Genomic DNA, 12,065 nt, shown 5'->3' with positions numbered 1-12,065 from the left:
AACCATCTTGATTCTTGATTCTTGGCTCTTGGTTCCTGGACAAAAAAAAACCCTCTCAAATTGAGAAGGTCTTTCTTGTAATTTTGGTTAATTAGTTTTGAACTGAATCAACAGCAGCTGCAGCAGCTGAATCAACAGTATCGATTTGGGCTTCTAAAGAATCAGTAGTCATTTCTGCTGTAGAATCAATTGTGTCAGTAGCAGCTTCTTCAGTTTTGTTTGAGTTACAAGCAGCAACTGATAAAGAGATAGCTAAAGCTAAGAAACCGAATTTGAATAAATTTTTCATTGTTTAGTGGTTAAAAGTTATTTAAATAATTTACACTTAATACCCGTTAATTAAAAAGGTGACCCTCAATTTCAAAAAATATAGAAAAAATATTTTTGCTATCATTGGGTTACAATTTCGAATAAAAAGTATTAATAGTGAGAAAAGAGATAAAAAGTTCAGTTCCAGCCGATAATGAGATTATACTTGGAATACTGAATGACTCTAAGGAAATTTTAAATCGTCTGTACGAGACTTATTTCCCCATGGTGCTACAGTTAGTACTGAACAATAATGGAAATGAGGATGATGCAAAGGATGTTTTCCAGGAGGCAGTTATCGTTCTTTATAATAAGGTTAAAAGTGGAAATTTTGAGCTCAACAGTAAGCTCAAAACTTTTATCTATTCTGTTTGTCGTCGTTTATGGCTTAAACGATTAAATGCAAAGAGCCGGAATGTTAGAAATATTGAAGACTTCTCCGAGTTTATTCCTGTTGAGGATGATATGGAGAAGCATGAAGAGAAAGATAGGCAGTTTACAATAATGGAGCATGCTCTTACACAATTAGGGGAACCTTGTAAGACCATCATCGAAGATTACTATTTGCAAAACAGATCTATGCAGGAGATCTCGGAGAAATTTGGCTATACCAATGCGGATAATGACAAAACTCAGAAATATAAATGCCTGCAGCGCCTGAAAAAACTATTTTTTCAAGCTTAAATAGAGAAAATGAACAAGGATATTGAAATATACAATCTGATCGATTCTTATTTAAGAAGCGAGCTTTCTTCTACTGAGCTTGCTGATTTTAAACATCGAAGAAGCATCGATCCGGGTTTTGATCTCATGGTAGTTGAACATGAAAATCTGGTGGGCTATTTGAAGGAATATGGTGATAGAGTCCAGCTTACCTCTGAAATGAATGCCATTTACCAGGAGATAGATGTCGAAGCCCTTAAAAGAGAGGTTCAGCCGGAGCTTCCTGTTGTTCGAAAAATGTGGGACAAATACCGCGTGAGCGCCGCTATCGCTGCTATTGTAGCAATGATAGCAGTATTTGGAACATTATTTTCGACGGGATACTTTACTGAAAAAATTTCCAACAACTACTTGAGAAGAAAGCTCAGCAGTATTGAGCGTTCTCAAAATGCCATAAATAAGAAACTTACTGACAAGCCATCTATTGGACCGATTAACCCGGGCCAATTCGGAGGTACAGGTTTTGCTATAACTTCTAATGGTTATATCGTTACTAATTATCATGTAGTTAAAGATGCTGATTCCATTTATGTTCAGAATTCTGCGGGTGAATCTTATAAGGCTAAGCAAATCTATATCGATCCCACTTACGACCTGGCTGTTCTCCAAATTATCGATCCGGCGTTCAAAGATCTGGCTTCACTACCTTATACCTTCAAAAAATCGGCTTCAAGTGTAGCGGAAAGCGTTTATACTGTAGGTTTCCCAAAAGACGATCTTGTTTATAACGAAGGTTATGTAAGTTCCAGTAATGGCTATGAAGGCGACACCGTTGCATATCAGGTTTCAATTCCTGTAAATCCGGGTAATAGCGGAGGGCCTTTGCTTGATAACAGAGGTAATGTAGTTGGAATTATCAACCGGAAACAAACTTTGGTAGACGGCGTAGCATTTGCGGTTAAATCAAGTTATCTGCTCAAATCTATTGAAGCGATTCCTCAGGATTCGTTGGAAGATAAACTGATCCTTAATAAACGCAATCAGTTGTCAGGATTAAAACCGTCGGAGCAATATGATAAGCTGAAGCCGTATATTTTTATGGTGAAGGTGTATTAAACTACCTATCAACTTCCCCTAAAACGATATCAATCGATCCTAAAATAGCAACCAGGTCGGCTATGAGTACCCCCCTTGCGATTTCTGGAAGAACAGATAAGTTATTAAAACTTGGTGCCCTGGCTTTTACCCGTTTTGGAATTTCGGTTTTGCCATCAGTGATAAAATAATATCCAAGTTCGCCTTTTGGATTTTCTGCCCGGATATAGAAATCCTGCTCTTTCGGTATGATTTTCTTAGGAAGTTTTGCCCGTGGATCAAATTCAGGGGTACGTCTTAACTCTTTTTGAAGCCTTTCCAGGCACTGTTCTATAATGTGTACTGATTGTACAATCTCATCAACGCGAACCTTATACCGGTCCCAGCAATCGCCTGCTTTGCCCATTTCACCTTTGCCTACCGGGATTTCAAACTCCAGTTCAGGATAAACTGAATATTCATCAACACGGCGTAAATCCCATTTTAACCCGGAGCCTCTTAACATCGGGCCTGAACAGCCGTAGTTGATCGCCACACCAAGCGGGAGCACACCTACGCCGGCGGTTCTGTTTATGAATATCTGGTTATCAGTCAGCAGCTCATCCAATTCTTTAAGTTTGGGCTTAAAATAATCTATAAATTCTTTACATCGTTCTTCAAAGCCGACGGGCAGATCGTAGAATAAACCTCCAATCCAGATATAATTATATAACATTCGTGAACCGGATGCCCATTCCAGCATGTTCATAATATGTTCCCGGTCGCGGAAACACCATAGAAAAGGAGTGAAAGCTCCTATATCGATCCCGTAGGTACCAATTGCTATAAGATGCGATCCTATTCTGTTCAGTTCGCAAACCAGGACCCGTATATATTCGACACGTTTCGGAATGTCCTTATCGATGCCCAGCATCCTTTCCACACCCATTACGAATGCATGATCGTTATTCATGGAAGCCAAATAATCCATGCGGTCAACGAAAGGAATAATTTGCTGATAGCTCAGACTTTCGCAGTGTTTTTCGAAACAGCGGTGAAGGTATCCCATGTGCGGGATAACTTCCTTTACAATCTCGCCGTCGGTTATTAATTCAAGCCTCAGAACCCCGTGAGTGGAGGGGTGCTGCGGCCCCATATTAATAATCATCTCCTCCGGTTCAAGATGCTCAGTTAATTGCGTATATCTGGTCTTTGATTCTACCATGCTATTTGACTCTGGATCCTTAGGCCGGAGAATAATGTTTTGCGTTCTCGAAGCTTAATTTATCTTAATGCCTTTATATTCTTCGGCAGCAACATAGTCTTTTCTCAACGGGTAGCCTTCCCAATCATCCGGCAGTAATATTCGCCGCAGATCTGGATTTCCTTCGAAATATAAGCCTGTGAGATCATATGCCTCACGCTCATGCCATTCAGCAGTTTTCCAAACAGCTGAAACACTTTTAAACAACGGTAATAGTGTACTACTTCGATCATGCACTTTAATCACTTTTAAAGTTAACTGCGACTTGAATGGGATAGAAGCCAGGTGGTAAACAACGGCAAACTTATTTTCTTCGATTCCGAAATCTACACCAGTAAGACAGGAAAGGAAATCAAAATACGTAAGTTCATTATCGCGCAATTCCATACAAACATCTGCTATCTGATCCGGATTTATGATCAATGCTGGCTGAAGTCCTGTTAGTTGTTCATCAATCACCACGCCAGCTCCGAATTTATTAGTCAATAGATTTTTTATGCTGCTGACATCCATATTGTTAAGGCGCAAGACGAACAATTTTCCAGTTCTGTTTATCGGCTCTTTTATATACAATTCTATCGTGAAGTCTGCTTTCCCTGCCTTGCCAAAACTCGACTACCTGGGGCTTAACTACATATCCACCCCAATAAGCTGGTTTTGGAATATCCCTGTTTTCATACCTTGTCTCATTTTCTTTCCAGCTTTTTTCCAGCATATCACGACCCTCAATAACCTGACTCTGAGGCGATACCACAGCACCGATCTGGCTTCCTTTGGGACGGGTTTTGAAGTACAGCTCTGATTCTTCTTTGGTCAACTTCTCCACCGTTCCTTCAATGCGGATTTGTCTGGCAAGTTCCGGCCAGAAGAATACCAGGGCTACCACAGGATTTTTAGCCATTTCCTTGCCTTTTGCACTTAAATAATTACTGTAGAATAAAAACCCTCTCTCCTCATAGCCTTTCATCAGAACAATGCGTGCCGACGGCTTTCTGTCAATGCTGGTTGTAGCAAGTGTCATTGCATTGGGCTCGTTGATATTCGCCTCCATCGCTTCCTTGAACCACCTGCCGAACTGTTTTATTGGATCTTTGGCTACATCCTTTTCTGATAAGCTTTCAGAACTATATTCCTTTCGGAGATTTTCAATAACTTCCTTTTCTACTGACATTATATAATTTTAAGCACAATTTGTTCAGGAACGCTTTCCCTATGCAAACTTAATAAATGCACATTGCAATCTATCATCCCACAGATTTTTACGTATATATTTATGTGAAAGAATCAAGTATCAGGCATCAAGCATCAATTTGCCTGCCGGCAGGCAGGAATTGAGGAAATGTAGCCGGATAAGTAGATCTGATAACCCTGTACTTGATACTCAATTCCCTAAACCAAAAAACTAACTTATTGTTAACCATTTATGCTTAGTCCAGTTAAACCCCTCAAAGGAAACCTGCTTGTTTCAGAGCCATTCATGCTGGATCCGACTTTTAAACGTTCCGTTGTATTCTTAACTGAATTGGAAGAGCAAGGCGCTCTTGGATTTATATTAAATCAGAAAAGCGATTTGTTAGTAAGTGATTTGGTTTCGGATTCAACTTGCAATTTTCCTGTTTATATTGGCGGGCCTGTAGCAAACGACACTCTTCATTTCATTCATTCATGTTATGATAGGTTGAATAGTGGCATTGAAATAATGGATGGCGTTTATTGGGGCGGAAATTTCGAAGCTTTGCAGGTGTTGATAAACAATAACCAGATAGAAAGGTCGGAAATTAAATTTTTCATCGGATACTCTGGCTGGGGCGTGGAACAACTTGAAGGAGAATTAGAGCAAAACTCGTGGCTTGTGGCAAACAGTTTTAATTCGGATGTGATCTTTGTTGAAGATGAAGAAAACCTCTGGAGGGAGGTTGTTATTGGTTTAGGCCCAAAATATGCTCATATTGCCAACTTTCCGGAGAATCCGCAATGGAACTAAAGCCCTTCCATCTCCTTTGCACTCTCCTCAACCTTTTTTCTTAATTCATCTTTGAAATCTATCAATTTCTGTGATAATACACCATCAGCTGTTGCGAGTATCTGGGCTGCAAGTATACCGGCATTTTTAGCCGCATTTAAAGCAACAGTAGCTACCGGGACACCGTTGGGCATCTGAAGAATTGAAAGGACAGAATCCCAGCCATCTATTGAATTTGAGGATTTTACAGGCACTCCAATGACCGGAATGTGTGTGATCGAAGCCACCATTCCCGGAAGGTGGGCTGCCCCACCGGCACCTGCAATTATTACTTTTAAGCCACGGCCGGAAGCCGACTTAGCATAGTCAAACATTCTCTGAGGAGTACGGTGGGCCGAAACAACAGTGATCTCACAATTTACTCCGAGTTCTCTTAACACGTCTGCTGCATCCTGCATAATGCCCAGATCAGATTTGCTTCCCATAATAATTCCGACAAGGGCCGGTCCTGCAGAATTCGATTTATTAATCATATTGATAGTCATGTTATTATGACAAGATATTAAATTTTCACTTTAATTGTATTCTGTACTAATTTTGCCTTTTGTATCGCTTTTTCACGGTCATTATCCATGATTGTTACATGTCCCATTTTCCGGAAAGGTTTCGTTAATTTTTTCCCGTAAAGATGTATATATACTCCTTCGATTTTCAAAATCTCATTAAGGCCTTCATATTCAGCAGGTCCTTCAAATCCTTTTTCTCCCAGCAGGTTAATCATCACTGCATTACCTATTGAACGGGTATCGCCTAAAGGCAGATTAAATATTGCTCTGAGATGTTGTTCAAATTGTGAGGTATAATTACCCTCGATACTTTGATGGCCGCTGTTATGTGGGCGCGGCGCAATTTCATTAACAAGTATTTCTCCATCTTTTGTCAGGAACATCTCAACAGCCAGTATGCCAACTATTTTGAGATCTGCGGCAATCATTATGGCCAGTTCATCAGCTTTCTGAAGGATCTCGCTAGATAAGGTAGATGGAGAAATTAAAAATTCAACAAGATTAGCCTCCGGATTAAACTCCATTTCAACGCAGGGAAATGTTTTTATCTCTCCGTTTTCGCTTCTAGCGACAATAACTGCAATTTCCTTTTCGAAATATATCCAGTCTTCTATCAGACTTGGTGCGTCAAACGCGTTAGCCAGATCAGCCTTGCTTTTCATCGGCTGCACCCCACGGCCATCATAACCGTCCTTTCTAAGCTTTTGAATAAATGGAAATGGAAAATTCCCGTTTAAAAGATCAGCCTTATTTTGTATAAGCTTGAAAGGAGAACTCGGAATATTATTTTCTTTGAAAAACTGTTTCTGAACCCCTTTATCCTGGATTAGCCTGATCACGCGGGATTGAGGATAAACGATAACCCCTTCATTCTCCAGCTGCTCAAGGGCATCAACGTTCACTTTCTCAATTTCAATGGTCAATAGGTCCACATTCTTTCCAAAGTTATAAACCGTTTGATAATCTGTTAATGAACCTCGGACAAACTTGCTGCATAAGTCCTTACACGGAGCTTCGGGGTCAGGATCAAGAACATGCGTAGTAATGTTAAAATTTATTGATTCCTGTATGAGCATGCGTCCCAATTGACCTCCGCCTAAAATACCAAGTTTAAGATCCCCGTAAAACGACTTCATTTATGTATTTATTTATTTTTTGTCAGTCACCTGCCTATTCTTTTATCCGCCCTGTCAGACTTCAGACCTCAGACCTCCGATTTCAGACCTCCGTTCTAGCTATTAAGCAGACTTTCCCGTTCTATCTTTTTCTGCAATTCAAGTATTCCGCCTATCAGTGATTCTGGCCGCGGAGGACATCCCTGCACATACACATCTACTGGGATTATTCGGTCGACGCCCTTAACCACATGGTATCCATGCTGCCAGTATGGCCCGCCGCAATTTGAACATGAGCCCATCGAAATCACATATTTAGGTTCCGGCATCTGTTCGTAAAGGCGTTTAATACGCTCAGCCATTTTAAATGTTACCGTACCTGCAATAATTATCACGTCTGATTGTCTTGGTGAAGGCCTTGGGAAAACTCCAAAACGATCAAGGTCATAGGTTGAAGCCATTGATCCCATCATCTCTATAGCACAACAGGCAATTCCAAAGCTCATAGGCCATAAAGATGAAAGGCGTGCCCAGTTGAGTAGATCGTCCATCTTCGTGATTACAATCCCTCCATCTTCACTTTTTAGTTCTAAGCTCACTCCGAAGGTTTTTTAAACTGAGGTCTGAAGAAATGCCTTGCAGCAGCAGGTTTGTTTTCTACTTGGATGGCTGCCTGTTCAGAGCCACTACCAAAATTAAATTCCTTCACTGTGTATTTTGTGTCGTTAATTTTCTCGTACATGGCCATGGGCACTCTCCCCTGGCAAGAGGGTAACACGCTTTCAGGTCTGATCCAGTTCAGGTCTCCCTTTTTCCAAACATACATGAGGCCGATGAGTAGTATACCGATAAATATAAACATTTCAATAAGGCTTAACCAGCCCCATCGGCTATCGGCTGCCAGCAGTATTTCCTGGCTAAAAATTGTAGCCCATGGAAAAATGAAAACCATCTCAACATCAAACAGCAGAAAGATAAGTGCCACAACATAAAAGCGGGAGTTAAACTGGATCCAAGAGCTTCCAGTCGGTTCTTCACCGCATTCGTATGAGCTAAGTTTAACCGGGTTTGGTTTCCTGAGTGCAACCAGCCATCCCAGAAAAAAAGTGAAAAGCACGAATAATATTCCCATTACGAGGTAAATAAATACTTTGCCGAACTCCGTAATCTGCGTGGGCTCAATCATTAGCTCAAAAATAGCAATAATTGCCTAAAGCTAATTAAGAGAATTAGCAAATTAGACAATATTAGACAATTAGCAAATTTGCTCATTTCCAAATTTGCTAATTTCAGATGCACTCATTTTTAACTCTCCATTCTTCAAGTGTTGATAAGCTTTTTTTGAATTTAAAACACTTAAACGCAATTTCGCATCACAATAACGAACAGGATGAGTCACAATAAATTTAAAAAGATAGCTACCGAACTGTCAGTGCTGGAAAAACAGGTAGAGGTTACTGTGAAATTATTGAATGAGGGTGGTACAGTTCCGTTTATCTCTCGATATCGGAAAGAGATGACTGGTAGTTTAGACGAAGTTCAGGTGGCGGCTATTCGCGACAGGATGCAGCAATTAATTGACCTGGATAAACGCAGGGAAGCTATATTAAAATCGATGTCTGAACTAAATGTACTCAGTCCTGAACTTGAGAGGCAGATCAGTGAGGCTGAGACTATGATGATTCTGGAAGACATCTATCTGCCGTACAAACCTAAACGGAAAACAAAAGCATCGGCAGCCCGAGAACGTGGCTTACAGCCTCTGGCTGATAAAATTTTTGATCAGTCGAATATTGATATTGAACTTGAGGCTTTAGAGTTTATTGATGTGGAAAAGGGGGTAAATTCTTCGGATGATGCCCTGGCCGGCGCCAGGGATATACTTGCAGAATATTTCGCGGAGAACGCAGAACTGCGTGCTAAAATGAGGGATCTGTTTCTAAAGCAGGGTAGTTTCCATTCCAGACTCATAAAAGGAAAAGAAGAGGCCGGTCAGAAGTATAAGGATTATTTCGATTGGACTGAACCGATAAAATCGGCTCCATCTCATCGGGTGCTTGCGCTGCGGCGGGCTGAAAAGGAGATCATTCTCACCCTGGATATTGAAGTCCCGGAGGACGAAGCATTTAAAATCCTTGAAAATATGTTTGTCCGAGGTAAAAGTGCTTCTGCCGCAGAAGTTAAAATAGCTCTTGCAGATTCATTTAAAAGATTAATTAAGTCTTCCATGGAAACGGAGATTAGGTTGTTGACGAAGAAGTCGGCCGATGTCGATGCTATTAGGGTGTTTGCTGATAATGCACGTCAGCTTTTACTTGCAGCACCCGCAGGGCAGAAGCGGATAATGGCAATTGATCCGGGCTTCCGTACTGGATGCAAAGTTGTTTGTCTGGATGAACAAGGGCAATTAATAGAAAATACCAATATTTATCCCCACACGGGTAACGAGAGTGCCAGGGAGGCTGCAAAAACGGTCAGACATCTGGCTGAAAAGCATAAGATTGAAGCCATAGCTATTGGAAACGGCACTGCGGGCCGGGAAACAGAAACTTTTGTTCGGACGCTTGACATAGCCGGTGCAATTATAGTTATGGTTAATGAAAGCGGCGCATCCATTTATTCTGCATCTGATGTTGCAAGGGACGAATTTCCTGATAAGGATATAACAGTCAGGGGTGCCGTTTCTATAGGGCGACGATTGATGGACCCGCTCGCTGAACTTGTTAAGATTGATCCTAAATCTATAGGTGTGGGGCAATACCAGCACGATGTTGACCAGTCAAATTTAAAGACTTCTTTGGACGACACGGTGATTAGTTGTGTAAATTCCATCGGTGTAGAGCTTAATACTGCATCCAAACAGATACTTTCGTATATTTCTGGTTTAGGGCCGCAGCTTGCTCAGAATATTGTAGAATACCGGAATAAGAATGGCGCATTTAAAAGAAGGTCTGAGTTAAAACTTGTACCGAGGCTTGGCGACAAAGCATTTGAACAGGCTGCAGGGTTTTTAAGAATTCGGAATTCTGAACATCCGCTCGACGGCAGCGCCGTTCACCCTGAGAGGTATACACTTGTTGAAAAAATGGCAAATGACCTGGGCTGCACGCTCGACGATCTTATAAAACAAGATAATTTTCGGAAACAGATCAAATTGCAGAATTATGTTAGCGATTCGGTAGGCCTTCCCACTTTGAATGATATACTGAATGAACTTGCAAAGCCGGGCCTTGATCCCCGGGAACAGTTTGAAGTTTTCAACTTTTCCGATGGGGTCAATTCTATAACAGATCTGCACGTCGGTATGATCTTGCCGGGAATCATAACGAATATAACTGCCTTTGGTGCTTTCGTTGATATAGGGGTACATCAGGACGGACTTGTGCATGTAAGCCAATTGTCTAACAAATTCGTAAAAGATCCAAATCAAGTAGTTAAAGTGAGCCAGAAAGTACAGGTAAAGGTAACTGAGATAGATGTAGCACGTAAACGTATTGCCCTAAGTATGAAGACTGATGAACCAGCGCTTGCAAAACCGAAGTTCAAAAAGCCTGAACGAATTGAAACCCGGCAGGTTCAAAACCCGAAAGCTAAATCAGAGCCGGATACGGATATTGCGTCAAAGCTGGCTGCGTTGAAGAATAAGTTCACATGACCTTGACTCTAATTAAATGTGCTCACGTATTTAATCTCGGAGTGTGATATAGGGGGAAACCCTATGTTTTATATAAAATGAACTCTTGAATGGCGATTAACTACCACGGAATAAACGGAGGAAAAACCTGCCTGACGGCAGGCACGGAGAGCAGGAATCTTAACGATTTAGCCTTGGTGCCTTCCTCCGTGGACTTAGTGTTTATATCAGCATACGACGTAGCGCAGAAAAAATCTAAACTCAGCGGCCTCGCGTTAAATTTGTCACTCATAAAGTTTAGATGACCATCAACCAAGATTTCGACGCGATAATAATTGGCGGTGGCGCCTGCGGCTTGATGTGCGCGGTTCAGGCAGGGTATTTGGGCAAAAAGGTATTGATACTTGAGAAGAATGATAAAGTCGGTGCAAAGATCCTAATCTCAGGTGGCGGACGCTGTAATTATGCAAATATGCATGCAACGGAAGCAAACTTCATATCCAAAAACCCTCATTTCTGCAAGTCTGCTTTTTCGCAATTTACTGTTCAGGATACAATAAGCTTTTTTGAAACCTACGGAATACAGGGACAGGAAAAAACATTAGGGCAATTGTTTCCGGAGAGCAATAACGCGAAAGACATCGTGCGTATTTTTGAAAATCTCTGCGCAGAAATGGGGCAAGAGATAGTATGCGGTGCGGAGGTCAAAGCCCTATCGGCCAGCAACTCTGGCAGATTTGATATTTCTTATGAAAAGGGGGGTACAACGAAGACATTTTCCACATCAAAAGTTGTAATTACATCCGGAGGGCTACCCATTCCAAAGATGGGCGCTTCAGATTTCGCTCTCCGCATTGCAAAGCAGTTTGGATTGAAAGTTTGTCAAACAGCACCTGCACTTGTACCGCTTACCATTACGGGGAAAGACTTAGAGTGGTATGCCCAGCTAGCCGGTAATTCTATTTATTGCCGGGTATCAAATGAACGTATCAGTTTTGAAGAAAATATACTTTTTACACATTGGGGTCTGAGCGGTCCGGCAATTCTTCAAATATCTTCCTACTGGCGGCCTGGTGAGGTACTTTCTATTGATCTCCTTCCAGATAAAAAGATTAAAATAGTGATTGATGCAGCAAGGCACATTAATGGCAGAAAAAGCCTTTTCGGGTTATTATCAGAGATTTACACTAAAAAGTTTTCAGAAGCCCTGGGAAAGTTTCTCCCGGTTGAGAAAAATCTCGCATCGCTGACGAAACAGGATATTACCGATATTGAGAAACTGATCCATTTTTTTGAAGTTAGACCAGCCGGAGATAAAGGTTATGATAAGGCGGAAGTTATGCGGGGAGGAGTCGACACGGATGAATTATCGTCGAAAACACTCGAGGCCAAAAAGGTACCGGGACTATTTTTTGGAGGAGAGTGCGTTGACGTAACTGGCTGGCTAGGAGGCTATAACTTTCAATGGGCATGGTCC

At 41.4% G+C, this 12,065-nt stretch carries 13 protein-coding genes; 5 read left to right on the top strand and 8 right to left on the bottom strand.

The window, feature by feature from the left end; all coding sequences use genetic code 11:
- Positions 1-91 precede the first annotated feature (91 nt).
- The gene (locus ACLL8Z_RS01405) at positions 92-289 is read right to left on the bottom strand and encodes a hypothetical protein (protein WP_411272959.1); all 198 of its coding nucleotides are present in this window, start codon (positions 287-289) and stop codon (positions 92-94) included.
- A 137-nt stretch (positions 290-426) separates the two neighbouring features.
- On the opposite strand from ACLL8Z_RS01405, the gene ACLL8Z_RS01400 reads away from it, so the two are divergent.
- On the top strand, positions 427-993 hold the full coding sequence (locus ACLL8Z_RS01400; protein WP_411272958.1) for an RNA polymerase sigma factor: 567 nt from the start codon (positions 427-429) through the stop codon (positions 991-993).
- A 9-nt stretch (positions 994-1,002) separates the two neighbouring features.
- Positions 1,003-2,088, top strand: coding sequence for a S1C family serine protease (locus ACLL8Z_RS01395; protein ID WP_411272957.1), 1,086 nt, complete (start codon positions 1,003-1,005; stop codon positions 2,086-2,088).
- Between the two features lies 1 nt (position 2,089).
- Here ACLL8Z_RS01395 and ACLL8Z_RS01390 read toward each other — a convergent pair whose 3' ends face one another.
- The 3 genes from ACLL8Z_RS01390 to pdxH are packed head-to-tail and all read right to left on the bottom strand — an operon-like array spanning position 2,090 to position 4,481.
- Positions 2,090-3,271 carry an NADH-quinone oxidoreductase subunit D gene (locus tag ACLL8Z_RS01390; RefSeq protein ID WP_411272956.1) on the bottom strand — a complete coding sequence of 394 codons (1,182 nt, stop codon included), beginning with the start codon at positions 3,269-3,271 and terminating at the stop codon, positions 2,090-2,092.
- 54 nt (positions 3,272-3,325) lie between these two features.
- Positions 3,326-3,796, bottom strand: coding sequence for an NADH-quinone oxidoreductase subunit C (locus tag ACLL8Z_RS01385; RefSeq protein WP_411272955.1), 471 nt, complete (start codon positions 3,794-3,796; stop codon positions 3,326-3,328).
- Between the two features lie 31 nt (positions 3,797-3,827).
- Positions 3,828-4,481: a pyridoxamine 5'-phosphate oxidase gene (gene pdxH / locus ACLL8Z_RS01380; RefSeq protein WP_411272954.1), complete on the bottom strand. Its 654-nt coding sequence runs from the start codon at positions 4,479-4,481 to the stop codon at positions 3,828-3,830.
- A 252-nt stretch (positions 4,482-4,733) separates the two neighbouring features.
- Here pdxH and ACLL8Z_RS01375 point away from each other — a divergent pair, with 252 nt between their 5' ends.
- Positions 4,734-5,294, top strand: a complete 561-nt coding sequence (locus ACLL8Z_RS01375) for a YqgE/AlgH family protein (protein ID WP_411272953.1) — start codon at positions 4,734-4,736, stop codon at positions 5,292-5,294.
- Here the strand turns inward: ACLL8Z_RS01375 and purE are convergent.
- The 4 genes from purE to ACLL8Z_RS01355 form a co-directional block, all read right to left on the bottom strand.
- Positions 5,291-5,806 carry a 5-(carboxyamino)imidazole ribonucleotide mutase gene (gene purE / locus ACLL8Z_RS01370; RefSeq protein WP_411272952.1) on the bottom strand — a complete coding sequence of 172 codons (516 nt, stop codon included), beginning with the start codon at positions 5,804-5,806 and terminating at the stop codon, positions 5,291-5,293. The genes ACLL8Z_RS01375 and purE overlap by 4 nt on opposite strands.
- A gap of 29 nt (positions 5,807-5,835) precedes the next feature.
- Positions 5,836-6,975 (bottom strand): 5-(carboxyamino)imidazole ribonucleotide synthase, encoded by a 1,140-nt coding sequence (locus tag ACLL8Z_RS01365; protein ID WP_411272951.1) that lies wholly within the window; start codon positions 6,973-6,975, stop codon positions 5,836-5,838.
- Positions 6,976-7,070: 95 nt separating this feature from the next.
- A complete protein-coding gene (locus ACLL8Z_RS01360) occupies positions 7,071-7,553 on the bottom strand; it encodes an NADH-quinone oxidoreductase subunit B (RefSeq protein WP_411272950.1) in 483 nt (160 codons plus the stop codon).
- The gene (locus ACLL8Z_RS01355) at positions 7,550-8,140 is read right to left on the bottom strand and encodes an NADH-quinone oxidoreductase subunit A (RefSeq protein WP_411272949.1); all 591 of its coding nucleotides are present in this window, start codon (positions 8,138-8,140) and stop codon (positions 7,550-7,552) included. Before ACLL8Z_RS01355 ends, ACLL8Z_RS01360 begins: the two co-directional genes overlap by 4 nt.
- Positions 8,141-8,344: 204 nt before the next feature.
- Between ACLL8Z_RS01355 and ACLL8Z_RS01350 the strand changes: the two genes are divergently transcribed.
- Complete coding sequence (locus ACLL8Z_RS01350; protein WP_411272948.1) at positions 8,345-10,609, top strand: Tex family protein; 2,265 nt, start codon at positions 8,345-8,347, stop codon at positions 10,607-10,609.
- A 280-nt stretch (positions 10,610-10,889) separates the two neighbouring features.
- On the top strand, positions 10,890-12,065 hold a 1,176-nt coding region (locus ACLL8Z_RS01345; protein WP_411272947.1), incomplete at its 3' end, for an NAD(P)/FAD-dependent oxidoreductase.

This window comes from Daejeonella sp. (genome assembly GCF_046590655.1).
Lineage (GTDB): Bacteria > Bacteroidota > Bacteroidia > Sphingobacteriales > Sphingobacteriaceae > Daejeonella.
Note: the sequence above shows the minus strand (reverse complement) of the source record. Positions and strands in the feature narration are given on the sequence as shown.